Below are 26,595 nucleotides of genomic sequence, written 5' to 3' on the forward strand. Positions count from 1 at the left end.
TAACCGGAAGCGAATCCACGGTTCATTGGGTTACCTATCTCCTGACCGATTTGAAGCTGAGTACTATAAAAGCATTTGTAAGCAACGTTAGTTGGTGTCTACTTTCTTGACAGAGGTCCAATTGCCTACTTACAGCGACAATGTGCCTGTGCTGTATTGGAACCGCGACACATCATCGCATACAGTATATGGAAATCGCATTGTTGTAAGCCGTAAGCCTATAGGCAAGCTGCCTTTTTCAGCTTGTTCGCTCTATCCCTTGCATGACGGATGATGATCGTGCAACAAATCCATAGCATTGCTTCGTGTTATATAAAGTAGCCTCCAGACAGAACGATGGAGAGGTGGTTGCCGAGCAGTCCTCCAGCAGAATCGCGTCATAACCGAGACAGACCGCGTCCTCCAGCGTAGCCATTACGCATTGATCAATGTTGACTCCCGCGAAGAATAACGTTTGGATGCCCATGTTGCGCAAAATAGAATCCAACGGCGTATCCCAAAATCCGCTCATCCGGTACTTGTCCACCCGAATATCCGACGGCTCCGCATGCAGCGACTCCACAAGAGCAGCTCCCCATCCCTCCTTTTGCAGGACAGGCGAGCCATTGCCCGGAAGCGGATCACCGAGCCCGTTCCCTGTACCTGATGAGTTGTACACATGCTGCAGGGATGGGCTTATATTCAGCTGATCCGCGCGATTGCCCCAGTTCACCCACAGAACAGGAACGCCTTCGCGCCGAAGCGCGGGCAGCAGCCGATTGAGCGGTTCCACAGGCTGACTCGCCCCGGATACATCAACGCCAATATGATGCAGCCAGCCGCCCTCGGTGCAAAAATCATTTTGCATATCAATAACGATAATTGCCGACTTGTTCAGATCCACCGTTACATCCTGCGGCTCTGCAGCGAAAGTAACAGGCCGGACGGGGAGAGCAGGACTCGTAAGATCAGCCCGATGCTCATCCACCATCCAATGTCTCCTGCCCGTTCCAAGCTTGTTCATGCCTCCACCTCGCTTCTTATTGGGCCGGAAGGAATTCTGTCGTGAACGCCTTCGTCACGTCCTGATCCTTCTTCAGCAAATCTACGAATTTCATCGCCTCGTACAGCTCCGTCCAGCGCGCTTCGGTCATATAGCCAATACCGTTCGTCGCGGCATCGCCGTCAACGGTCAGCGGCGTTTGAATTTCCCAGCCGTATTTGGCCCCGTCCATATCCAGATCGCGGTTCTCTTCCTTCATTTTGTTATGCGCGGCAGTTGGATCGGCGTTATAGCTCTCCCAGCCCTTCATGGATGCTTGTACGAACGCTTTGACGATTTCCGGGTTCTCTTCGATATATTTCTCCGTTGTGAAAATAACGTCAGGATACGGGTTGAAGCCGGAATCCGAATTCAGCTTATAATTAACGTCGAAGCCTTCCTTCTTCGCATAGAAGGGCTCGTTCGTTGCATAGCCTTGCTGCACCGCGTTCTTGTCTGCAAGGAATGCATTCAAAGTGCCGTTGTAGGCCACTTCCTTGGCTTTGATGTTATATTTCTTCTTTATATATTCCCAATAAGCGACGCCCGGCTGAATGATAACTGTCTTGCCATTCAGATCCGAATAGTCGTTGAATTCCATATCCGAGTGGAACAGGAGCGATTGCGGACTCTTCTGAAAAATAGCAGCCACACCAACGAGAGGAATGCCGTTCTCGCGTGCTTGCAGAATTTCATAGCCTTGCGCAATGCCGAACTCCGCTTTTCCAGAGGCAACCAATTGAATATACGATACGCTTGCTCCGCCTTGCTGCGTCTCAACCTTCAAGCCCGCTTCCTCGTAATAGCCTTTAATATCAGCTTCATATTGGCCCCCGAACTCAGGACCTGCATACCATTGCAGCACCTGCTTGATCTCTGCAAGCTCCTTGGGCTTGTCAGCTCCTGCCGTATTATCCGACGCCGCGCCATTGTTAGCCGCCTTGTCGCTTCCTTTGCTATCATTATTGCCGCATGCTGACAAGACGAGCACTGTAACCATTAGCAAACATATGACGAGCCCAAACGTAGATTTTGATTTTCTCATGATGTATAACCCCTCTGCCGCATAGTTTGTTGTTCCTTAACTCCTACTGCTTGCTGTGCTTGTTCTACTAGTTCTACTGGTTCTACTAGTTCTGCTGGTTCTGCTGGTTCTGCTGGTTCTGCTGGTTCTCTCAGTCCTGCTAGTTCTGCTGGTTCTGCTAGTTCTCCATCTCAATGCTTGATTCGTGCCAGTTGCGCAGAACCAGGTTCGAGATCATATTGACCAGAATGAATACCATGAATCCCATCACACAGGATACGATGGCGGCCGCGAATAGATAGTCCATTCTAAGCTGAGTTGCGGCAACTGTAATCACATAGCCAAGTCCGCCGTCGCTCCCTCCGATCCCTGCTTGATATTCGCCGACGATAGTACCGATTACGGCTGCGCCACTTGATATTTTCATCCCCGTCAAAATGTACGGAGTGGCGAACGGTATGCGCAGTCTCCACAGCTTTTGCCACCAGGAGGCTCGGTAGAGCGACATCAGATTGACCAGATTGTGCTCTGTGGATAATAGTCCGGTCAACGTATTCGTAATGATCGGGAATACAGAGACGATGAACGAGATGAGCAGAATAGAATTCAGCCCTGGCCCCATCCATACGATGATAATTGGAGCAATCGATACGACGGGCACGGTTTGAAGCACAACCGCGTAGGGGTAGATGCTTCTCTCCACGACCTTTGACTGCGCCATGAATATGGCGACCAGAACACCAACGACGATACTGAGCGCAAAACCGCCCATCGATGCGATGAAGGTCATGTAGCTTGCTTGCATCAAGCTGGAGAAATTATCAATAATCGCTTGAACGATTTTCGTTGGGGCGGGCAGCAAGTAGGGCTCGATGCCGAATAACTTATTGCTGCTTTGCCATAGCACAAGGATGAACAGGAAGAGCAATACAGGCGGTGTATATCCCTTCAGCTTTCTCCGCTTCATCTTCATCTTTACTTGCTTGACAGCCTCATAAGCTTCCGTGCCGGCTTGTCTTTCCTCAACAGCTGTAATCATAGAAGCACCTCACAGTAGACTTGAAATCGTAGCGGACAACTCAGTGAATGCCATGGATGAACGGAATTCATCCCCTCTTGGATAGGCGTGCTCAATAGGTACAATCTCTCTAATTCTTCCCGGGTGCGCTCTCATCGCCACTACCTTGGTAGATAGAAACACAGCTTCCTGAACATTATGCGTGACGAAAACGACCGTAATGCCCGTGTCCTGCCAAATCTGAAGAAGCTCGCTGTTCAAGCGGAATCGCGTCATCTCGTCCAATGCGCCGAAGGGCTCGTCCATCAGCAGCAGCTTAGGCCCCGATGCGAGCGCCCTCGCGATCGATACCCGCATCTTCATCCCGCCGGACAGCTGCCGCGGATAAGAATCTGCATATTTCTCCAACCCAACCATCTTGAGCTTCTCCATGGCAGCCGCTTCACGCTCTGCCTTTGGCACCTTCCTTAGAGCCAGCGGCAGGATTACATTGTCGATCACTGTTCTCCACGGCATCAACGTTGCATCCTGGAACACGTAGGATAACCCGCTGTCCTTGCTTCCTTTGCCGTTCGCATCCCCGCTTGCAATCTCCAGACTGCCTGCGGAATAGTCGCCCAAGCCTGCAATAATTCGAAGCAATGTGGATTTGCCGCAGCCAGATGGGCCAACGATAGATACAAATTCGCCTTCCTGAATATCAAGCGAAACATGGTCGATAGCTAATACGCCGGTGTTGTACTGCTTGCGGATGCCCTTCAGCTTCACAATCGTTTTCGCGCTGGCAGGGTTTTCCTCATTTCCCTCTATAACTTTCTCTTTGTAATCTCTTTCTTCTATTTCTTTACTTTTTGCCTGTAACATCTCATCACCTCATTCGAAACGTCAGGTTTTTTTCTTTATTATAACGATGTGTTTTCATAACGTCAACACTATATGTTAGATTATATTACGTAAGTTTATCGAAAATACAGTCTTAGATTCCCTAAATCGATATAATATGGAGATATAAGTATATTATAGCAATATCCATGTCAGATACTGCCTTATAGGAAGCTCATTAAAGTCAGATTATATGACACAAAATCTTCACTTCGAGATCTACATTCCCTTTTCCTTTTAAATCTAAATAAACCGAATGAAAGAAGCGGCCAAGGGAGCGGAGCAGGAAGAAGGAATCTGTAGAAGCGTAGCGTTCGCCTTTGTTCCCGGCTTTCAACCTTGCCCATTACGATCAGGAAATCCGGGAACAACAGCGATCGGAAGATCCTTCTGCCTGCGCAGCGCCTTTGCCCCTATCTTTCGTTCGTTTTATACAGATCACCACCCTATTGCCGCACCATCACAGCGCGGATCCGTCCCGCCAGTCAAGAAGCCCTCTGGAGCAATCGATATCGCATGCGCATGACCCATAATCCCGTCAAAGTCGCCCATGACACGAACAAGATGCCCTGAACGGGCCAGCAGATCGACTACTTGAGGCCCAATACGACCTTCCAGCTTCAATTCCTGCGTCGGCTTGCCCCAGGTTCTTCCCCACACCCATCGCGGCTCATTAATCGCTTGCTGCGGGTTCATCCCATAATCAACCATGCGGGTCAGCAGCGCCGTTTGCGTCTGGGGCTGACCTTCCCCGCCCTGAGTGCCATACAGGTATCGCGGTTTTCCATCCAGGCATGCCATTGCAGGCATCAACGTGTGGAAGGTGCGCTTATGCGGCTGCAAGCTGTTCACATGATGAGGGTCCAACGAGAAGAACGAGCCGCGATTTTGCAGCAGAATTCCCGTATTCCCCGCCACCACGCCGGAGCCAAACTCAAAGTACAAGCTTTGGATGAAAGAAACGGCATTCCCCTCCCCATCGACGACAGCCGCATAGGCCGTGTCACTTCCGACAGCTTCTGTCGAGATATCACATGCCTTGTCCATACGGATACTGCCCGCCAGCTCTGCGGCATAAGCCTCACTAAGCAGCCTATCAAGCGGAACCGCCGAGAACTCGGGATCGGTCAAATACTTGTTGCGGTCGCGGAAGCTCAGCTTCAACGCCTCAATCATCAGATGATAATAGTCATACGAGCCATGCTCAATCGTATTGAAATCGAATTTATCCAACACCTGCAGCGCCATGATGCCAACAAAACCCTGCGAATTCGGGGGCAGCTGGTAAATAGAATGACCGCGATACGAGCCAACAATCGGCTCCACCCAATTCCCGCGATGATCTGCGAAATCATCCCGGGTCAGCAATCCACCCTCAGAGCGAACGAAGCGCACGATTTCCTCCGCAATTGCCCCTTTATAGAAAGCGTCCCTGCCTCCTGCCGCAACCGCTTTAAGCGACTCAGCCAGTCCAGCTTGAACGAACCGTTGCCCGATCACCACTGCCTTGCCGCCAGGCAAATAAATGCTGCCGGCCGTACTGCTCTGCAATAAAACTGCTTCATTCAGCACCGTATTCTCATACTGGTCCCTGGACATCGGGAATCCGTCAACCGCATATTGAATAGCAGGCTGGAGCACCTCCGCAAAGCTCAATCTCCCATATTCCCCATGAACAGCCGCCCAAGCATCCACCATACCCGGGACCGTAATTGCGCTTCTCACACCACGCACCGGAATGAAGCTCTCGCCTTCAAAAGCATCCATACACGCGCCATAGCCGGAACGCCCGCTTCCGTTATACGCCCTCACCTTGCCTTCCTTGCTATGGCAGGACAACCAGAAGGAATCACCGCCCAAGCCCGTCATATGCGGATAGACAACCGCCAGACAAGCACTGACAGCAATTGCGGCATCATAAGCATTGCCGCCTCTCTCCAGCATGCGCGCCCCTGCCGCCGAAGCTAGATAATGCGGACTGACCACCATCGTTTGTGTACCCATAATCGGCTTTTCCATCTAATCCCCTCACAAGATGATAGAATATCTAACATTTTTTGAACACAAAAATACCATGAATATAGTTGCCAACGCAACAAAATTTGAAATTTCGCAATCAAAATTATATTTTTTCATTGAATTTGCATATTTTTAGATATATATTAGATCAAAGAGTAAGTCAGTTTAACTTCTTTCATTCGCATTGAAAATATCATCATTACCCTTAGGAGCTGATACTTATGCCTATAAATGAGCTGCCACCCGTACAAATTGATGAGATTGACCGCAAAATCATTGCTGAACTCAATAGAAATGGCAGAATATCTTACACGGATCTTGCCAAAGAGATCGGGTTATCCCGTGTAGCCGTACAGTCACGCATCAATGCGTTGATGGAGGCGGGCGTTATCGAACGATTCACCGCCGTTATTAATCCTGAGAAAATCGGCATTCATGTGTCTGCTTTTTTCAACGTGGAGGTGGAGCCCAAATGTCTTCAGGCGGTTGCGGATCAACTGTCGGAGGAGCCTGTTGTGACGAGTCTCTATCATATGACAGGACCGAGCAAGCTTCACATGCACGGGCTATTCATGAACAATCAGGAGATGGAAAATTTTATGAAGGAGAAATTATATCCTCTTCCGGGAATAATGAGCGTGGACTGCCAGGTTCTGATTACCAGGTATAAAAGCCGTATGGGAATGAGGTTGTAACGCGATGGCACATTCGAAAGAAGGCAGCATCTATGGACAAATCGTGTGGGCGATGGTCAAAACCGGCATTCTTGGCTATGGCGGCGGGCCATCTGTAATACCGCTAATCCGTTATGAGGCTGTCACCCGCTACAGGTGGCTGGAGGATGAAGAGTTCGGCGATACACTAGCCATCGCCAACGCGCTGCCAGGACCTATTGCGACGAAGATTGCCGCATACTTAGGCTACAGACTGAAGGGAACCTTGGGGGCGTGCGTTGCTGTAATCGCGCACATCCTGCCTTCGGCAATTGCCATGATCAGCTTGTTATCCGTCGTCACACTATTGAGCAGCTCTAGTGTGATGCAGGGGATCATCGCCGCTGTTGTTCCTGTCGTGGCGGTCATGCTCGGCATGATGGCCTATGAATTTGGCGAGCGGGCGGTGAAGGGGCTCGGCAAGGGACTTGGCATTGTATTCTTCGCCGTCTCCTTCCTGCTCCTGCAAACCTTCCACGTACATCCAGCGATTGTCGTCGTTATATTCCTGGCCTACGGCGCCATTCATATGAAGACAATGACACGATTCAAGAACTCATCCTTGTTCAAGTAGAGGCACACAACATAAGAAGGAAGATGCAGCATGGACTGGTTAGAGCTTATTATCGGTTTTTTCATCGCAAATGTACTCGGATACGGCGGAGGCCCCTCCTCCATTCCGCTTATGTATCAAGAGATCGTTGTCCACCACCAGTGGACAAGCGACCATGATTTCTCCAATATTTTGGCTCTGGGCAACGCATTGCCCGGACCAATCGCAACGAAGATCGCCGCTTATGTCGGCTACGATGTGGCAGGGGTCGTCGGGGTTGTCGCCGCATTAGCCGCAACTATCGTGCCTTCCGCCATTGCACTTATCGTGCTGCTGAAGATCATGCAGCGCCACCGCCAATCACCAGTAGTCAAAGGCATGACGCTGCTCGTGCAGCCCGTTATCGCCATCATGATGCTGCTGCTCACATGGACGATGGGTGTCACCTCTCATGAAACGATAGGCATATGGCAATCGCTCGGCATTGCCGCTGTTGCATTCTGGGCGATGGCGATCAAGAAAATCCATCCCGCCATCGTTATTGTATGCGCCTTCGCCTATGGCGGATTAGTCTTGTCGCGGTTTACCATGTGAAAAAGAGTTGAACCGCAGCAGCTGCGGCTCAACTCTTTTTCACGTTCGCGGGCCCCGAGGTCGGGGGGCCGTGGTAGGCACGCCAATTGCGTGCGGACGCGCTAGGGACGTTCGCGCGTCTTGCAATTCAAGTGCGCCGATGCCCTGGGCGCATTGCGCTTTGTAATTCAAGCGCACCGATGCCCCCTGGGCGCATTGCGTCTTGCAATTCAGGTTCGCCGATGCGCCGGGCGAAATTGCGCCTTGCAATTCAGATGCGCCGATGCGCCGGGCGCGTTCACGCTTTGTGTATTGGCGTGCAGACGGCCCGCCACCTACGTTGAAATTTACGATTTTCGTCGCATGCACTAACCCTACCGCACCTTCACAACTGCAACAATACACTTCTTTTCACTCCCAAGCCCCACTTCTACTCCAACAACTGAGAAAATACATCAAATTTTTGTTATCAACCACCTTATCCTTAATTTCCGCCGATTCAACTGTATATTTGCAGCAACAACGGCCTAAATCCCGAAAATCCTGTAAAGTTGCTGTATTTTTGCAGTAGCGTGAAGAGATTAGTACCTATAGCAAGCGACCGAGAAAAGTTAGTTTAGATATCGTTTCGACGTATCACGCGCCTGATTAGATATGAACATTATGGATACAACGTGCCACACAAAAAGCGTTGCATCCCGCAGCTCCCAGTGCGCGATGCAACGCTAGATGACGGCTGTCTATCGCTCACAGACGGTTTAATGATTAGCACAATGACAGCTATGCAGCATTTCGAATGTTCTTGCGGGCCGTTTGAATTCCGATGTCACACAGCCGCACCTTATCAGTGCCCCGCGATATGGTTCCGATACCAAGCTGCAGCGGCATCCACTTCTGACTGTGTGAGCTGGTGTCCCGCGCTTTCCCAATGAATAGAAACCTCTGCCCCCGCACTCCGCAGCGTCGATTCCAGCTCGATAGTCTCGTGCGGCGAGCTGATCGGATCATTATTGCCCGCCCCGATGAAGATCGGAATGTCCGACAGATCTGGAAGCTCCACTCCCCTGATCGGCACCATAGGATGATGCAGAATCGCCCCTCTTAGCACATCGGGATAATGGAAGAGCAGACTTCCGGCAATATTGGCGCCATTGGAGTAACCGATTGCCACTATATTGTCCCGCCGGAATGCATACTGTACAGCCGCCTCCTCAAGATAGGCATTCAATTCCGCCGTGCGCAAAACGAGATCCTCCTCATCGAATACCCCCTCAGCCAATCGGCGAAAAAATCGCGGCATTCCGTTCTCCAACACATTCCCTCTCACACTCAGCAAAGAGGAATCCGGCGCAATCCGTCCCGCAAGCGGCAGAAGATCGCGCTCTGTACCGCCCGTACCATGAAGCAGCAGCAGCACAGGCGCATTCTCATCCTTCCCTTGTTGAAAAATATGTTTCATAGCTTCATCTCCTCCAATTCCCGAACCTCGAAATGCGGCAAATTCGCTTCAATCCTCGAACGAGCCGGCTCATACCATTCTGGCAGCATGAGCTTCTCTCCCAGCTTGTCCGCCTCCTCATCACGCGCAAAGCCTGGCGGATCTGTTGCAATTTCGAATAGTATGCCACCACTTTCGCGGAAATAAATCGCATTGAAATACTGGCGGTCTACAATCGGCGTAGGATGATGTCCTTTGCTCTCAACATGGCTTCTCCACAGGGCATGCTCTGCGTCATCTTTGGCGCGCCATGCAATATGATGCACCGTTCCTGAGCCGCCGACCCCCATTTCCACAGGCTCAATGTTGAGGTCGATCATATTGCCCAAATCGCCTGTTGCTCTGTAACGCGCGAACGCGCCCTCTTCACCAACCTTCTCCAGACCCATCACATTGACGAGCAGCTCTGCTGTTTTGCGGGGAGCCCCACTGTACAGAACAGCCCCTCCGAACCCTTTGATCGCCTTATCCGCAGGAATTCCGCCGAACGACCATGCGCTGCCCGAACCTTCCTCCCGCGCAACAATCTCAAGCTGCAGTCCGGCCTTGTCACTGAATTGCAAATATGTCTCCGAGAAGCGTTCCACTTTCGTAACGGGAATACCGAACTTATCCAGACGATCCTGCCAAAAGCTTAATGCCCCTGAAGGAACAACATAGCTTGTAATGCCGACTTGACCTCCACCGATACGACCCTTGCGAGAGCCCGCCCATGGGAAAAACGTTATTATCGTACCCGGATCTCCAATCTCATTGCCGAAATATAAATGATATACCTCCGGCGCGTCGAAATTAATCGTCTTTTTCACCAGTCTGAGTCCCAGCACTCCTGCATAGAAATCGACGGTTTCCTGAGCATCGCCTACGAAAGCTGTAATATGATGAATCCCTGCGGTTGGTTGCAGCATGATCTCTCATCTCCTTTGATTTTTTGTTGCCATTCATGCGCCTCGCCTCAAAATGTGTTGTAGCTGACAAACTCGCCTACCGGCTTGCGATATCCGCGCGTCCTCACGCTCGAAGTATCCTCCTTGCCGATCGTTATCATCATGGCAGGCACATGCGTCCTCGGAATATTCAGCGCCTTTCGCAGCGCTTCCGGATCGAAACCGATCATCGGGCATGTGTCCCATCCCTTATCCTTGGCGATCAGCATGAACTGCATGGCGGACAGGCTTGCATTGCGAATCGCTTCCTCCGTCATGAACGTCTCGCCCCTTTCTTCATAGAAGCTGTGAACATATCCGACGGTCCCATCGTATTCCTGCTGATTCATCACACCCAAGTGAAGAAGTCCCTCATTAATTCGGGCCGCATCCTTATAAGCTTCCTTGTTGCCAAGGACGATAATCACAGCCGATGACGTCTGGACCTTGTACTGTTTTCCCGCTGCCTCATATACGCGCTCCTTGATCTCTGGATCTTGGACAACGATGTACTGCGCATGCTGCAGGTTAAAAGCAGAAGGTGCGAATTTCACCAGATTGAATATCTCATCCAGATATCGCTCCGTTATTTCCACCCCGGGTATAAATTTGTTGGCCGACCTGCGCGCCTTCACTAATGATGTGAAATCGTTCATAATTAAACCCCTCCTATTTGGTATATCCATTTTGAATGAATTGTTTTATCTTAAAATTAAGATATATCTCGAAAAAATCGGTACTTTTTTCGCTATGTCCGCTTTGTTTCGTACTTTGTTTCGTACTTTGTTTCGTACTTTGTTTCGTACTTCGCTTCGTTCTTCGCTTCGTTCTTCGCTTCGTACTTTGTTTCGCACGTTGTTTCGTGCTGCTCTGGCGATGCGCACTCGCGCTGGTTCCTTGCTGGTTCCCACGCTGTTCTCGCACCATTGATGCGATTCTCGTGCTATCTCTTACCCTCAATCATCCATCGTTCAACTTGCAATTATTATCGCGACATCATTTATCTTAAATTAAAGATACTTTATTCTAAGGTAATTGTCAACCCTCTGTATTATTTGATTGCTGCGAGTTGAATGGAGAGGTGCTGGACATACTAAACTGACAAATTTATGAAAGGCGGTTCAACACTTGAGCGACAAAACCTCTACTCCTGCCAGTCTCGATCATGCAGCGGGCAACATCCTGACCGACCGTCAGGGGCATCCCATCTCAGACAATCAGAACGTCCGCACAGTGGGCAATCGGGGACCGACGACGCTGGAAAACTACCATTTTATTGAGAAAATCACTCACTTCGATCGTGAACGCATCCCTGAGCGGGTCGTCCATGCCAGAGGAGCCGGAGCACACGGTGTGTTCGAGGCCTATGGCGATGTCGGAGGCAAGCCGATATCCACTTTTACACGCGCCAAGCTATTTCAGGAGAAGGGCAAGCAAACCCCTGTGTTTGTCCGTTTCTCCACCGTTATTCATGGCGGGCATTCACCGGAGACGCTGCGGGACCCGCGCGGCTTCGCTGTGAAATTTTATACCGAGGATGGCAATTGGGATTTGGTAGGCAACAATCTGAAGATCTTTTTCATTCGGGACCCGTTGAAGTTCCCGGACATGGTGCATGCTTTCAAGCCTGATCCGCTCACCAACGCCCAGAGCATGGAGCGATTCTTCGATTTCATCTCGATGAGCCCGGAATCAACGCATATGATCACCTTCCTGTTCTCCCCATGGGGAATTCCCGCCAACTATCGGCAAATGCAAGGCTCCGGCGTCAATACATACAAGTGGGTGAACAAGGAAGGCGATGGCGTTCTGATCAAATATCACTGGGAGCCGATCAAGCAAGGCATCAAAAATCTGCTGCAGCGGGATGCCAACGAGATTCAATCCACGGAATTCAACCATGCGACATTGGATTTGTATCTGGCCATCGAGCGGGGCGACTATCCAGAGTGGGAGCTATGCGTCCAGATTATGAACGATGGCGAGCATCCTGAGCTGGATTTCGATCCGCTTGATCCTACCAAGCTGTGGCCGGCAGATCAGTTTCCTTTTCTCCCAGTAGGCAAAATGACGCTAAACCGCAACCCTGACGATTATTTTGCCGAGGTAGAGCAGGCTTCATTCGGAACAGGCGTGCTGGTCGATGGGCTGGACTTCTCCGACGATAAGCTGCTGCAGGGCAGAACCTTCTCGTATTCCGATACGCAGCGGCATCGCGTGGGCTCGAATTATTTGCAGCTGCCCATCAATGCACCCAAGACACGGGTCGCTACGAATCAGAGCGGCGGACAAATGCTGTACCACGTAGACCGTTCGCCAGAGCAGAATCCACATGTCAATTACGAGCCTTCCTCCCTCGGCGGCTTGCAGGAAGCTCCACCGAGCGGGAAGGAGCATGAGCCGCATTATGATGCCCGGCTCGTTCGCCATAAGATCGACAAGCCCCATGACTTCAAGCAGGCGGGCGATACCTATCGCGCCTTCGAGGATTGGGAGCGCGATGAGCTTGTCACCAATCTAGCGAATGCGTTGGTTTCCTGCACAGAAGGAATCCAGAACAGAGTGATCCGGTATCTCACAGAGGCCGATTCCGAATATGGGAAACGCGTCTCGGAAGGAATCTCCGCAGCAAAGCAAAAAATAAAGGCAAGCGGACTGGCGGAGACCCACCCTGCCATTAAGAAAGCAGAGCAGCTCGGGCACGGAGCAGATCCTTACTGATTTATATGTAAGATGGCAAGCAGCACTGCTTCAACATAGACTTCATCTGCCACGCTGCTGGCTGTAAGATATTTTCACATGCTTACACGGTCGTTCAATCACCTTCGGCCACTCCGTAAAACGGGTTTTTCACACTTACACGGCAATAAAAAATGAGCCAACCCGTGCATGATGCCGGTTGGCTCATTTCAATGATCGCTGCCACTGACGATTAGCTTGTCTTGCAGCCCGATATATCTGCTCCCTCATCACCCAGCACGAACAGATACGTGTTCAGGGAATGATAGCAGGAGATGGAGTGCTTGATGGGAAACAACGTCGAATTGATCGCTATGCTCGGCTCGACATGATGATAACCGGCAAGCTCAATCGGAACTTTAGGCACGATGTCCGGTATGTTGTAAATCCGCGTATTCCGAATTGTCGTTTTCTCGAAGGCTTCAACAAAAGCGCGATCCCCGACTCTAGGCGAAGCAAAGGTAATCAGCTCTACTGCAAACCCCTTGCTGCTGGCGATAAAAGCATGCAGGGTGGCAAATGCGCTTCCCAAGCTATGCCCCGTTACCGTAAGCTCTGTTCCCGCACTCAGACTATCCACATATGCCATCAGCGATACGGAAGGCTTGCTCGCATCCGCATATTCAACCTGCATCGTCCGGTAGAGATTCGTGAAGCCCTGCTCCGTTCTTCCAGCGTTCGGAACCTCTGTGAAGGTTTCCAATATAAACTCGAAGTCCGACAACCAATCCAATACACTTTCCGTACCGCGAAAGACGACGACCTGATGTTGTGGATTCTCGATTGACTCTGCAATAAACCCCGCAAACTCCAGCTCCTTGAATATGGCTACACCTGGATCCATCGTCACATTGGCAATCCGATTCCATCCTGCTGGGAAATTAGCCGGCGTAATCGGATTCCGAGAGTTGCTGTCATACATGTCATACGCAACCTCCACAAATCCCCCCCAAGAAATAAAAGATGCATTCGCAGTATTGCTCATTAATTACCCCTCCAATAAATGTTAACTTGCTATCAAATCATAATTCTATATTATGTGGAAAAATTCCTTTAATTCCTAAATAATTTGTCGGGCAGGCGGACAAATAGATGTTGCAAGCGAAGTCGAGAGTAAATGCTTATCGCATATTTGCTCGTTTTGACCAGACAAATCGATTATCCGAATTTGATAATCTCATACACTTTCTTTAGTTTGTCCAGCTTATCTTTAATTTCAACTCTATTTGTAAGGGGTTTCATACGATAGATTGAGATTACAAGTAAATCATGCCAGAGGGAGGAGAAGCCTTAAGGGACTAAGAATGGTTATAAGATGCCAGGGTAACGAAACCGTTGTATGAAAGACCGCAATATTGGAGGGGCTGCAGCAGAGCAGCCCGACAAGAGATGTTCTGCAGAACAGCTGTTCAATTTTACAACAAGGAGACTGACACATGAACATGCGCATAAATAAAAAAGTGATCTCTAGAATCACTGCAGTATTATTAATTGTTGCGTTGGTTGCCACTGGCCTTCCTCTTCGTGTAGAGGCAGGCGATACTTGGCCCTTCAAAGGAGACGCCGCACACGGCGTAAACCAGCCGAGCGTGCACGGGTACACGAGCGGCCAAATTCTGGACTGGAGTCCGGAAACGGACCGCGATGCGGAACAGCTGCGTTCCTTCGTTCCTTTGCAACAGAGGGTCGCTCCGTTTGCGGCCACACAGGCTAAGCCGAACCTGAACCCGAGCGTTAAGATGACCAACGTTAGCGGTGATTACGGCAATGCTTTTATCGAAAATGCAGCCTATACAAACAAGTTTGCTCAATACCACTTCGGCTTCTGGCAGTATGTGGACTATTGGTCTCCTTGGCATGGAACGGCTTCGGCCTATACACCGCCTGAATACTACGATGATGTGGCGCAGTCGGACTGGAAGCAGAAATGGTTCGAGTTTGGCATGCTGAATATCCCGAACCCGACGTATACAGATGCCGCTCACAAGAACGGCGTGTTGTCCTTAGCCGGCGTATTCTTCTCCAACAATGACCGCGGACAGCAGACGTATAAACAAATGATTGTTAAAGATGAGAACGGCGAGTTTCCAGTCGCGAAGAAAATGATCGAAATGGCCAACTACTTCGGCTATGACGGATATTTCATCAATCAGGAAGAAGTAAGCCCCAACGTTCAAACGAGCGATATTCCGGACTATATAGAATTTATGAAGACGTTGAAAAAAGGCGGTTTGTACGTGCAATGGTATGACTCCCTGGATACATCCACCGGTTCCAATACATTCGCAAGAACTTTCAGAGATAATAATATCTCGTTCCTCTTTGACAAAAATAAAGGAGAGCCCGTCTCTGACTCCTATTTCTTCGATTACGGCGTGGGTTCGTCCCAGATTAATAGCGCAAAAACTTATTTGGATCAGTTGAATACCAATTCCGGCACCAACTATTCCATCTATGATGTCGGCTTCGCCGGTCTGGAAGCAGGACGCGACAGATTCACCTCAACAAACGTTAATGCGCTCAAAAACAAGCTGGATGCGGGCGGTGTGCCGCTCGTCAGCATCGCTACGCTTGGAGCCGACTTCGTTCATGCCGGTTACAATGATAATTTGCCTTGGCCGTCGAATGACCGGGCAAATAATGACTATCAGTGGGATACGAAGAAGAGAGAGCAGCAATGGTGGTCGAGTCCGAACGCAAATCCCCGCGAGACGGCCGCTTCCACAGTATGGCCGGGCATATCGTCCGTAATTGCTGAGCGTTCCGTCATTGGCGACAGCAATTTCTATACGAGCTTCAACACCGGACATGGCTTGTCCTACTACAAAGCCGGTACAATTTCAAACAATGACGAATGGTCCAACATGAGCTTGCAGGATGTACCGGCAACCTGGCAGTGGTGGCAGGATACTGCCGGCAGCAGGCTGACAGTCGATTACGATTACGGTTCCAAATATAAGAAAGACCCCTCCTTCACCTATGAGCAAATCGGAGGATACGACGGAGGAAGCTCACTTGTTGTAAACGGCAATCTCGATGCCGAGAACTTCCTGCGTTTGTATAAAACTGAACTGGATGTCAAGGCGGCTTCGAAGCTGTCGATTGCCTACAATAAACCATCGGCTGCTGATGCCTCTTCGATGTCAATCGGCATTATCTTCAAAGATCAGCCGGGCACGGTTGTTCAAGTTCCTGTCGCTGACGGCAGTAAAACAACGGGCTGGACGACAACAGAGCTGGATCTCAGCGCGCACGCCGGTAAAACGATCGCCGCTTTCGGCCTTGTTTTTGCTCCGAACGGAAGCGCGATTGCGGACTATCAAATGAATGTCGGGCAAATTCGGATTTATGACGGCACAGTCGCTGCTCCAGCCGCTCCGACAGGTCTTGTCTTGACTAACGCGTTCACCGATACGAACGAAATGGTGATCCGTTGGAATATGAATACCGATTATTCTCAGGTCAAAAATTACAATGTCTACGTTAATGATGTATTCGTTGGCGGCAAATATGATCAAACGTTCTACATCAAAAAACTGCCTGCCCGTTCGGGAGTTGTGAAAGTAGTTCCGGTAGGAGCGGATGGCCGCGAGGGTGCGGCTGCAACACAGCCTTTCGATCTGGACGCCGCTGTATCCGGCATCGAGGTTGATTCCAGAGAAAACGGAGAGTTTGCCGTATCCTGGACGAATCCTGCGGGCGCATCCGACGCGATTACAGTAAGCGTGAAATCGCTGAACTGGATTACAACGGCTCAGCCAGTATCCGAGACCAAGACCGTCTCCGCCGGTTCGACTTCCACCGTGTTTACGGACATGCCGATCAATGGGGATGACTATATTGTCAGCGTTGCAGTGGGCAATCGGCACCCGGTTGCAGCTAGCGGCAATTTTATCGACAAGACAATTGAAACGTATGCGGAAGCTTGGTCCTGGAACGGCAATACGCTCAGCTTGCCGATGCCGAACACAAGAGACTGGCGTTATCTGCACGTTTATGAGAATGGAATGGCGATGCAGTTCGATACCACCTATTCTTCCGGCAAGAAGCCGTATATTGTTCGCGGACGTACTGTTAAGAGCTCCTTGTTTGTAACGCCTGCGTCCGCTTCAAGCATCATTACGCTCGTTATGGAAGACTATGCAGGCAACAAATCTGCTTCATTAATTGTACGGGACCCTAATATCAATTCCGAGATGTTCCCTGACGCGGCTCTGCTGAACGCCTTAATCGAACAAGGGTACACGAAGAGCAGCGATCTAGATAAAATAACGGGATCGTTGGACCTGTCCAATCGCAATATTAAGGATTTGACGGGATTAAAGCTCATCGCCAATATGACGGATGTGAACGTATCCAACAACAAGATTGAGACGCTGAACGCATCGAGCTTCCCTTCCAAGGTTACAAGCATCGATCTGTCGAATAACAAGGATTTGCTGCAAATTACAAGTGAAGCCTTCAACGGTATTACTGATCTGCAGCAATTGAATATTGCCGGGAACAGCAAGCTGCAATTGCTGGATGCTTCGAATTCTACCTTGAAAAATCTGGTGTACGGTGACCAGACGGCATTCCCTGAGCTGATCGCGCTGAATTTGTCCGGGACCGGGCTTGACATGACGGCGGGACAGCCGACACGGATTTTCGCGGATCAGATCAAGAAACAGGTCGATCCCGACAAGGCAGTTACGGTTGCCAGATACGAGAATGCAGCCCGCGCGAGCACATTAAGCGGCGCGAGCTTTACCCAACTGTCCAATCTTGTTGACGGACAAACATCTACGTATTCAATGGCCAGCACCTTGCCGGGGCACGTTATTATGGATTTCGGCAAAGAGGTTGATATGAAGGTCTTCAATATGTCTGCCTATTCCAGCACTTACAGGGCTGTAGATTTCACAATCAGCTCTTCCGTGGATGGCACAACCTATACGACGATCGGCAGCCCTTATGTTGGCAATGCTGCGCAGCCTTTCAGCGAAACATTCGCTTCGCCAGTGAAAGGAAGATACTTCAAGCTTGATGTTACGAAAAGCGCAACCTCTATGGCTGTGCTGACAGAACTGGAACTATGGGCAAATGTGCCTTACCCGTATCCAAGCAGCGTCAAATATGACGGCTACAACGGATTGCACACGATCACCTTTAATACAGACGGCGGCTCAAATCCTCCTGCGGATATTACAGACGCAGCATATGGTTCCACCATCAGCGAGCCCGTCGGCGTGGAGAAAACAAACCATCTGCTTGACGGCTGGTACTGGAACGATCAGAAATGGAATTTTGCCACCGATACAGTAACAGACAATATGACGCTGCAAGCGCGCTGGGTCATTGATCCATCGAAAACAATGGCGTTTATTACGAATCTGGAGTCTGCCAAAACGGTTACCGAAGGCGATCAAGTCGATCTTCAGGTTGCCGCAGACGGCGGCGTGGATGCCATGGTTTGGGAAGTGAAGGCTCCTGCGGGGGATGCGTGGAACCGCACGGATGTAACTTCGGCTGTCTACAGCTTCACAGCTCAGGCTGAGAATAACGGCTCCATGTTCCGTGTCGTGCTGACCGGGAAGGAAGGAGTTGAACCGGCCACGCTTACAAGCAACGAGTTGACCTTGACGGTTGTTCCTGCGGGAGTCGTTGTTGACCAGCCGGCAATCGGGCGTGTCGATGCCACCAAGAACCCTGCGGCCCCTGGCGATGCAGTAAGCTTCACAGTCGAAGCATCAGCATCGGGAACATTGAGCTATCAATGGTATAAAGACGGCAATCCAATCGCAGATGCGACCGGCGCTGCCCTCGAATTGCCAAACGTGGCCCTGAACGACGCGGGACGCTACAAAATAGTCGTGACTAACACGGTTGCTGCGAACGGTCAAACGTATTCGGCTGCGGCGACAAGCGAGGAAATTGTATTTGCAGTCGAAAAAGGAAATACGGCGGAATGGAATCAGCTGCAAGCGCTTCTGGCGGAAATCCATGCGCTGGTTGATAACGCCAACTATACAGCGAATTCGATTGCGGCCTTGAAAGCCAGCGCCGCTTACACCGAAGCCAGAAAGCTGGCGCAGGACGCCGCGCATGAACTGCTCAGCCAAGCTTACGCCAATCTGGCGAAAGCAAAGAACGATATTCTTGTCGTATATGTTCCACCGACAAATACGGGACCGGTTATCATCCCGTCAAACCCGAAACCGGCTGATCCGAGCAAAGCAGTTGTTTCTGCGGGCGAATTGACGAAGCCGTCCGAGAACGGCAGCGTTATCATTCCAGTCGATTCTGCGGTGAAGGACATCGAGCTGCCGATTAATGTGGACGAGCTGCTCGGAAATAACACATTGCAAATTCAAACGGACAACTTGACTATCGATATTGCGCCGGAAACGCTGAAGCAATTGATAGCTTCTCTGGATAAAGAGCAGCTTGACGGCAGCAAAATTCATGTCGCAGTAAATCCGAAAACATTAAGCGAAGCGGCAGTGAAAGCAGGAGCCAATGTCGCGCTTAACGGCAACGCTGTTGCGCTTGCTATCAGCATCGTAACTGACGAAGGCAAATCTTATCCGCTTGCCGGAGCGGCGAAGCCAGTAAAAGTGAAGCTGCCGGTCGATAATTCCTTGAATGCCGGATTGCTCGGTATTTATAAAGTGGAAGACAACGGCTCATTAACTTATCTGGGCGGAACCCGCAACGGAGATTTCATGGAAGCGGATGTTCAGCAAGATGGAACCTACGCGCTGCTTGAATACAAGGTGAATTTCGCCGATGTTCAGACTAACCACTGGGCATTGAATACGATTCAGATATTGGCGGCGAAACATCTGATTCAGGGCATTTCCCCAAGCGAATATCAGCCTAACCGAATGATAACAAGAGCGGAATTCGTCAAGCTCGCAGCAAATGCCTTGAATTTGCAGGACAAAGGCGAGCTGGCCTTTACCGATGTGGCTTCCGACGCCTGGTATCATGATGATCTGGCCAAGATGGTTAAAGCAGGACTGGTCAACGGCCGGACAGCAGACCATTTTGAACCGAGTGCCATGATCAGTCGTCAGGAGATCGTTATGATTCTGATGCGCGCCTATAAAATGGAAAATGAAACGTTGCCTTCAAGTGCCGGCATTTCCTTCAGCGATGAAGCGACTATAGCTCCGTGGGCACAGGAGAGCGTGAAGGGAGCAGCGGTGTTAGGTCTGGTACAAGGCCGTTCCGGGGGACAGTTTGCCCCTAATGCTCCGGCAACAAGAGCCGAGACCGCTCAATTCATACTGAATTATTTGAAATAAATTGATACTTGCGTTGATAAAGACTGCTTTATGGGAAATTAGAAGGTAGCCCCCAGCTCCCATTTTCATTCTGGGGGTAATAAATTAGCAACGGGCAGTAAAAAAGCGAGCCGTCCATTCGTTATGGATAGGCTCGCTTTTTCGAGTGCTCGAAGTCTCTAGGATGCTCGAAGTCTCTTAGTTGCTCCGTTGTATAGATGGTTCAGCTGGTTCATAAACACGGCCTGGCCAGAACGCTTTGCGACCGAGCAGAACCGTAATGGCTGGCACGAGGAATGGACGGACAACGAAGGTGTCCAGCAGGACGCCAAGCGCTGTAATCAACCCAAACTGGACAAGCACCTGAATTGGCAATGTAGCAAGCACTGCAAACGTTGCTGCCAGTATCAGGCCCGCCGAAGTGATGACACCGCCAGTCTCACTGACGCCCTCCTTTATAGCCTGCAGAAGAGGCATCCTTTTGCGTTTTTGCCAAATGCTTGAGACCATGAAGATGTTATAGTCCTCACCGAGTGCGACAAGGAATACGAAAGCATATAACGGTATAGACCCTTGAATGCCTTCGACACCCATGAAGTAATGCAGAATAATCCAGCCAAGGCCTAGTGCTGCGCCATAGGAGAGCAGGACCGTCCCGATTAAATACAGCATAGCGACAATCGAGCGCAGATAGATGAGCAGAACGAGGGAAATCAGTACGATAACGACAGGAATAATAACATTCCGGTCACGATCACCGACGACCTTCGTATCATGCTGCTCAGCTGTCTGACCGCCGATCCACACCTTTGGGGAGCTGATCCCGCTTGTTTCGCTCAAGTATGCAGCAACCTTGGATTCTAATTCCGGAATAAAGCTCATCGCTTCCAATGAATAAGGATTCATGCTGAGCGTGATGGAATAGGATTGCAGGTCCGTATTCTTAACGCCAGCGGTTGGCTCAGAGAGTAGCGCGACCTGCTCCAAGGATTTCAGGTAGTTGGCGATGCCGGTTTCCTTGCCTTCCGTATCCACCACGACAGTGACTGGCGCTAGAGACCCTGAGGAGAAGGATTTGGCAATAATATCGTAACCTTCACGAGATTCCATCGTCTTTGGAAAGGAAGAGAGGATATCGTAATTATATTTGACCTGAGGAACAAAACCCGCTAATACTCCAAGCACAATCACCGAAATAACGGTAACGGCAATGGGCTTGCGTATGACGAGATTGCCAATCGCTAGACCGAATCCGCCTTTGGCAGTTTGATTTGGCAGCGGCTTGCCTTTGGCGGCAGCCCGTTGCTGCTTCATCTCAAGCGTACGCGGAATGAACGGGTAGAAGGAGGCGCGCCCAATGACGGACAGAATGGCAGGAACGAGTGTAAGACTAGCAATACCCATAATAAAAATCGAGAGGCTGAACGGCACTGCAAAGCGGTGATACGCTCCGTACTTCGCAAGCAGAAGAGCAAGCAAGGCGAGCACGACGGTGAAGCCGCTCATAGCCACCGCGCCAGTCGCATCCTTAACGGCGTTCATCAAAGCTGTCATTTTATTCTCGTGACGCGCAAGCTCCTGCCTGAAGTGGGAGATCAGGAACAAGCAATAATCCGTACCGGCACCGAATAATAGAACGGTCATAATTGAAATCCCTTGCGAATCCACCGTAATCCAGCCCTCGCCAGCCATCCAGCCCAACAGAGGACTGGTAATCCCATAGGCAAAGCCGACACCTACAAGTGGAATGAATGCCAGAATAGGTGAACGATAGATGAGCAGCAGAATAACAAGAACAATAATTACAGTCGCGATAAGAAGTGATACGTCTGCACCGCTGAACAAAGCTGTCGCATCCACTGCGATCCCCGCTGGACCTGTAACCCGCGCACTAAGCTTCGTGCTGTCCGTCGCTTCTTCGAATGGATTATGACCAACAGCGGCAGCAACGGTTTCTTTAATCTTCTCCAGATTGGAGTCCAGTGTTTCCGTATCCGTGGACTCTAAGAAGAAAATAGGCTGAATGAAGGTCGTTCCATCCTTGGATACTTGGTCCATCAGTGCAGCATCAGGTAATTGATGATAAGGGACAGGCTCGGTTTGACCTTCCAGCGGGTTGTCGCTAAGCTGTAAGGAAAGCTCTTTGACATGTGCCAGATCATCTGGCGTAATGCCGCTCTCGTTATGCCATACGAGAAGGGCTGGCAGCCCTGATGAGCTTGGGAACTGCTCTTCGATAACTTGACTGGCAACGACAGAAGGTTCAGTCGATTCCAGATTCGGAGCATTGTTGATTTCCTTCTGACCTACCTGCGGCAGCGTCATGCTTAGGATCGCGGCGGTGAAGACCCAAATAAAGATCGTGATCCATCTGGTTCGCTTGCCCGCTACGAGCTCTCCATATTTTCTTAACCAGCCGTCTTGTGCCATCTACTATTCATCCTCCATTTTCAAAATCACGGGTTCAGGTGTACAATTAATTGATCCCTTAATGATTATATCTACCTTTGGGTAGATATTTCAATGGATAATCGTTAAAACTTTATGACTATAAGTGAGTGTGGACATAAATGGAAGACAATCAGCCAATCAAATCTCGTACTGGACGTCCGCGAGGCAAACGATCGGATGCGACACGCAATCAAATTCTTATGACGGCAGCAAGGAAATTTATGGAGCTGGGCTATGATAAGGTATCTCTGCAGGAGGTGGCGACTCTATGCGGTGTAACCAAGGCGACCGTCTATCATCACTTCAAGGATAAAGGAACACTCTTCACGGAATCGATTCTGCGCATGCTGCGAACCGCATTGGCAAGAAGTGAAGAGCTGATTCTAAGTGAGCCTGACCTTTCTCAGAAGCTGCAGAAGCTGGCAGAAGGCTTGCTGCGCCACTCGCATGTCGAGTTTGAAACCTTGATGCGCAAGGCTTCAGCTGTTCTGAGCCATGATCAAATTACGCAGATTAGACAGCAAGAGCAGCAGCTTCATATCCTGCTTGCCGGTGTATTCCAGACGGCGATGAATGAAGGGCTTATCAGGTCTGGCAATGCGATGTTTCTCGCTCATGCGTTCTCGATGCTCATGCTGATGCGCAATCAGCCGGAACTGCAAGAGGGCATGTTGACACCAAGCGAGGCAGCGACCGAGATTGTGCAGCTGTTCTTAATGGGGCTTGCCCCTCGGTAAGCAAAAAGACGTATAAAGCAAGAGCCTCAAGCTTCAGTCCACTTTTCGCATGGCTTTAGCTTGAGGCTCTTGCTTTTTGTGATTAGATGAATCGATTGTCCGCTGCCAGAAGCGTGCAGTTAATGCATCGGGCCTCGGGCTGCATCCTTGTCCACGCGCACGCGTTTCAGGAAGAAAGCAACAAGAAGTCCTGCAGCGGTGACGATCACACCGAACATGAAGGCATCCTGCGAGCCCGCTGTCATCGCCTTCGCCAGCTCGCCCGGATTGGCAGGATCAGCCGATGCTTTCAGGTAAGCATCGGTTCCTCTGGTCAGTATGCTGACGGCAACTGCTGTACCGATTGCACCTGCAACCTGCTGCAGCGTGTTCATAATCGCTGTGCCGTCAGGATATAGACTCTGCGGCAGCTGGTTCAAGCCATTCGTCTGCGCCGGCATCATAATCATGGAGATGCCGATCATAAGACAAGAATGAAGGACAATAATAAGCGAGAGCGTCGATGCCGTCGTAACGCCGGTTAAGAACCAGAGCACGACACCAACGAGCGCCAAGCCCGGAATAACAAGCCATCTCGGTCCATATTTATCGAACAGCGCGCCCATAAGCGGTGACATGATTCCGTTGAGAATGCCGCCGGGAAGCATGACCAGACCTGCGGAGAAGGCGGAGAGCGCCAAGCCCTTCTGAAGATACAACGGCAGAACGAGCATCGAGGACAGAATAATCATCATGCAGATGAAGACCATAAGCAGTCCAACGACGAACATCGGATATTTGAACACACGCAGATTCATCATCGGCTGCTTCATCGTCAATTGCCGCCAAGAGAACAAGATGAGCGAAGCAACGCCTACCGCCAAGGAAACGATGACGAGTGTACTGCCCCATCCTTCAGTCCCTTCGCCCGCCTTGCTGAAGCCGAACACGATTCCACCGAAGCCGACTGTCGATAACAGAATGGATAGAAGATCAATCCGTGGTTTTGTTATCGTAGACACATTCTGCATGTACAGGATGCCGCATAGGAGCGCCAATACAAGGAACGGCAGCGATACCCAGAAGATCCAGTGCCAGGACAGATGCTCAATCATCAGTCCAGCGAAGGTCGGTCCAACAGCAGGAGCGAACATAATAACAAGGCCGATTATTCCCATCGCCGCTCCACGCTTCTCTGCCGGGAATATAATAAGAATTGTGTTGAACATGAGCGGCAGCAGCAGCCCTGTCCCTGCGGCTTGCAGCACACGCGCCGTCAGCAGCACTTCGAAGGTAGGGGCCAATGCAGCAACCAAGGTTCCTACAATCGAGAAAATAAGCGAAGCAACGAATAGCTGCCTCGTCGTAAACCATTGCAGCAGCAGCCCCGATACCGGAACCAGTATGCCCAGCGTGAGCAAATATCCCGTCGTCAGCCATTGCGCCGTTGCTGGCGTAATTTCCAGCACCGTCATTAATTCACTCAGCGCAATGTTAAGCGCGGTTTCACTGAACATCCCGATAAAACCGCTAATTAATAGTGAAATCATAATTGGGAATACTTTGAAATTATTCCTTTCATTCTGTGTGCCGATTCCTGATGTCGCTTCCAATTGTCTAACCTCCAGTTGCTTCTCTACGATGAATGTTATTTTTCGACCTATATAGTTATGACATACTCTCGCGCCCTATGTCAAAGGATATCTGTTCCTCTCGGATGGACCCAAGCTCATGCGCATGCAGTTCCAGGTTCCCAGCACGCGGTGCGCCTTTGAATGAGACGGCGCGCCGGGAGCTGCACGCGGTGCGCCATTTGCATGAGACGATGCGCTGGAAGCTACGCGCGGTGCTGCGGAAAGAACAGCTTTTTATGTGCTGTCGTTATTGAAGCAGAATAGCTGCAATGGCATCCCTGATCTCTTCTACGGGAGCATCCAGGTTCGATAGAATGATGACAGTCGCATTATCGTCGGGATAACGGTCGAACTCGGCGCGAAAACCTCTGTATGCACCGCTATGACCCACTCTGCGTCTGCCGTGCTTGCCCTCGATTTTCCAGCCTAGACCATAGCCGTCCAGATAAGGAGTGAGCATCTGCTCCTGCATTCGCTTGGAGATCAGCCTCCCCGCATGCAGTTCTCGATCCCACAGATACAAATCCTCTACAGTTGAGTAGAGGCCTCCTGCCGAGAAGGCCGTTTCAATATCGACGTACTCGCTTTTCCTGATCCCCACATCGCGATCCCAACTGTAACCGGCTGCCATCGAGGAGATTATAGAGCTATTGTTATCCAATCCTGTATGATACATGCCTGACGGTTCAAGTATCGTCCGCTTTACATATGTCTCATAATGCTCGCCAGTCAAGCATTCAATTATGATTCCCAGCAAATAGTACGCAGAATTATTATAAGCGCAAGCCGCTCCAGGCAAGAACACGCAAGGCTGCTGATGGATATGCCGGAGCATCTCCTCTCTTCCCAGCGGGAGCTTGCTTCCCCTTCTCGCAAACTCCTCGCTGTCGGTATAGCTGTAGATGCCCGAGGTATGATTCAACAGGTGACGTACTGTTATCGCATGGTCGAATACCGACAGCTCCTGGGAGATTTCCGCTATTGATTGATCAAGGTCCAGATGCCCCTTCTCATGAAGCATGATAACAACAGCAGCTGTAAATAGCTTCGTAATCGACCAAATGCGGTATTTGGTCGAGGGCGCATTCAATACGCCATGCTCCCGGCTTGCATAGCCATAGCTTTGTTTAAACAGCACCGCGCCATCCTTCGCGGCCAGCACAGAACCGCTAAAATCCGATTTCTCCGCTAATTGATTCATAGCGGCAGCGATAGCCGCTCCATAAGGATGATTCAACAACATGTCTCTTCCCCTTTCACCTGTTTCATCCATCACGATCAGAATTTTCCGAATCAATTCGATCAATTCGATCAATCCGATCAATCCGATCAATCCGATCAATCCGATCAATCCGCCCATATCCTGTTCGAAAAATACCGTATATGTGTGATTGCATGCCTTGGATAGGCAGAAAAGCCTCCCAAAAGGAGGCTCCAGTCTGTTGAGAAAGTCATGTAGACATTCCCTGTAAGGCGGAAAAAGAGACTGTCGATTAATTCGTTTACAAACCCCATGTTATCTAATGTGGGGTTTCTTTATATTCATTCAAAATGGTTTGT

At 50.3% G+C, this 26,595-nt stretch carries 18 protein-coding genes; 6 read left to right on the forward strand and 12 right to left on the reverse strand.

The window, feature by feature from the left end; translation table 11 throughout:
* Positions 1 to 238: 238 nt before the first annotated feature.
* The 5 genes from L6H65_RS25445 to ggt all read right to left on the reverse strand — a co-directional run bounded on the left by L6H65_RS25445 (position 239) and on the right by ggt (position 5,964).
* Positions 239 to 1,003 (reverse strand): cysteine hydrolase family protein, encoded by a 765-nt coding sequence (locus L6H65_RS25445; protein WP_236347224.1) that lies wholly within the window; start codon positions 1,001 to 1,003, stop codon positions 239 to 241.
* 16 nt (positions 1,004 to 1,019) lie between these two features.
* Positions 1,020 to 2,066 carry an ABC transporter substrate-binding protein gene (locus tag L6H65_RS25450; protein WP_236347227.1) on the reverse strand — a complete coding sequence of 349 codons (1,047 nt, stop codon included), beginning with the start codon at positions 2,064 to 2,066 and terminating at the stop codon, positions 1,020 to 1,022.
* A gap of 157 nt (positions 2,067 to 2,223) precedes the next feature.
* The gene (locus L6H65_RS25455; protein WP_236347230.1) at positions 2,224 to 3,084 is read right to left on the reverse strand and encodes an ABC transporter permease; all 861 of its coding nucleotides are present in this window, start codon (positions 3,082 to 3,084) and stop codon (positions 2,224 to 2,226) included.
* Between the two features lie 9 nt (positions 3,085 to 3,093).
* Positions 3,094 to 3,927: an ABC transporter ATP-binding protein gene (locus L6H65_RS25460; RefSeq protein WP_236347233.1), complete on the reverse strand. Its 834-nt coding sequence runs from the start codon at positions 3,925 to 3,927 to the stop codon at positions 3,094 to 3,096.
* Positions 3,928 to 4,383: 456 nt separating this feature from the next.
* A complete protein-coding gene (gene ggt, locus L6H65_RS25465; protein WP_236347236.1) occupies positions 4,384 to 5,964 on the reverse strand; it encodes a gamma-glutamyltransferase in 1,581 nt (526 codons plus the stop codon).
* Between the two features lie 221 nt (positions 5,965 to 6,185).
* Between ggt and chrS the strand changes: the two genes are divergently transcribed.
* From chrS to chrA, 3 genes are read left to right on the forward strand one after another with little or no spacing between them, the layout of a single operon-like run.
* Positions 6,186 to 6,659: a chromate efflux transcriptional regulator ChrS gene (gene chrS, locus L6H65_RS25470; protein WP_236347239.1), complete on the forward strand. Its 474-nt coding sequence runs from the start codon at positions 6,186 to 6,188 to the stop codon at positions 6,657 to 6,659.
* A gap of 4 nt (positions 6,660 to 6,663) precedes the next feature.
* Complete coding sequence (chrB, locus tag L6H65_RS25475) at positions 6,664 to 7,251, forward strand: chromate efflux transporter ChrB (protein ID WP_236347242.1); 588 nt, start codon at positions 6,664 to 6,666, stop codon at positions 7,249 to 7,251.
* Positions 7,252 to 7,281: 30 nt separating this feature from the next.
* Positions 7,282 to 7,824, forward strand: coding sequence for a chromate efflux transporter ChrA (chrA, locus tag L6H65_RS25480; RefSeq protein WP_236347245.1), 543 nt, complete (start codon positions 7,282 to 7,284; stop codon positions 7,822 to 7,824).
* 823 nt (positions 7,825 to 8,647) lie between these two features.
* Here chrA and L6H65_RS25485 read toward each other — a convergent pair.
* The 3 genes from L6H65_RS25485 to L6H65_RS25495 are packed head-to-tail and all read right to left on the reverse strand — an operon-like array spanning position 8,648 to position 10,883.
* Positions 8,648 to 9,262 (reverse strand): alpha/beta hydrolase, encoded by a 615-nt coding sequence (locus L6H65_RS25485; RefSeq protein ID WP_236347248.1) that lies wholly within the window; start codon positions 9,260 to 9,262, stop codon positions 8,648 to 8,650.
* On the reverse strand, positions 9,259 to 10,209 hold the full coding sequence (locus tag L6H65_RS25490) for a ring-cleaving dioxygenase (protein ID WP_236347251.1): 951 nt from the start codon (positions 10,207 to 10,209) through the stop codon (positions 9,259 to 9,261). Before L6H65_RS25490 ends, L6H65_RS25485 begins: the two co-directional genes overlap by 4 nt.
* 47 nt (positions 10,210 to 10,256) lie before the next feature.
* A complete protein-coding gene (locus L6H65_RS25495; protein ID WP_236347254.1) occupies positions 10,257 to 10,883 on the reverse strand; it encodes a nitroreductase family protein in 627 nt (208 codons plus the stop codon).
* Positions 10,884 to 11,355: 472 nt separating this feature from the next.
* Here L6H65_RS25495 and L6H65_RS25500 point away from each other — a divergent pair, with 472 nt between their 5' ends.
* Positions 11,356 to 12,948, forward strand: coding sequence for a catalase (locus L6H65_RS25500; protein ID WP_236347257.1), 1,593 nt, complete (start codon positions 11,356 to 11,358; stop codon positions 12,946 to 12,948).
* Positions 12,949 to 13,159: 211 nt separating this feature from the next.
* Here L6H65_RS25500 and L6H65_RS25505 read toward each other — a convergent pair whose 3' ends face one another.
* A complete protein-coding gene (locus tag L6H65_RS25505; protein ID WP_236347259.1) occupies positions 13,160 to 13,951 on the reverse strand; it encodes a lipase family protein in 792 nt (263 codons plus the stop codon).
* 451 nt (positions 13,952 to 14,402) lie between these two features.
* Between L6H65_RS25505 and L6H65_RS25510 the strand changes: the two genes are divergently transcribed.
* On the forward strand, positions 14,403 to 20,255 hold the full coding sequence (locus L6H65_RS25510; RefSeq protein WP_307728397.1) for an endo-beta-N-acetylglucosaminidase: 5,853 nt from the start codon (positions 14,403 to 14,405) through the stop codon (positions 20,253 to 20,255).
* A gap of 177 nt (positions 20,256 to 20,432) precedes the next feature.
* On the opposite strand, the gene L6H65_RS25515 is transcribed toward L6H65_RS25510, so the two are convergent.
* Entirely contained in the window at positions 20,433 to 22,664 is a 2,232-nt protein-coding gene (locus L6H65_RS25515) for an MMPL family transporter (RefSeq protein WP_236347262.1), read from the reverse strand.
* Positions 22,665 to 22,804: 140 nt separating this feature from the next.
* Between L6H65_RS25515 and L6H65_RS25520 the strand changes: the two genes are divergently transcribed.
* Complete coding sequence (locus tag L6H65_RS25520; protein WP_236347264.1) at positions 22,805 to 23,422, forward strand: TetR/AcrR family transcriptional regulator; 618 nt, start codon at positions 22,805 to 22,807, stop codon at positions 23,420 to 23,422.
* A gap of 119 nt (positions 23,423 to 23,541) precedes the next feature.
* On the opposite strand, the gene L6H65_RS25525 is transcribed toward L6H65_RS25520, so the two are convergent.
* Positions 23,542 to 24,951: a DHA2 family efflux MFS transporter permease subunit gene (locus tag L6H65_RS25525; protein WP_236347273.1), complete on the reverse strand. Its 1,410-nt coding sequence runs from the start codon at positions 24,949 to 24,951 to the stop codon at positions 23,542 to 23,544.
* Positions 24,952 to 25,282: 331 nt separating this feature from the next.
* The gene (locus L6H65_RS25530) at positions 25,283 to 26,386 is read right to left on the reverse strand and encodes a serine hydrolase domain-containing protein (RefSeq protein ID WP_236347267.1); all 1,104 of its coding nucleotides are present in this window, start codon (positions 26,384 to 26,386) and stop codon (positions 25,283 to 25,285) included.
* Positions 26,387 to 26,595 lie beyond the last annotated feature (209 nt).

The organism is Paenibacillus plantiphilus (assembly GCF_927798095.1).
GTDB classification, from domain to species: Bacteria; Bacillota; Bacilli; order Paenibacillales; family Paenibacillaceae; genus Paenibacillus_Z; species Paenibacillus_Z plantiphilus.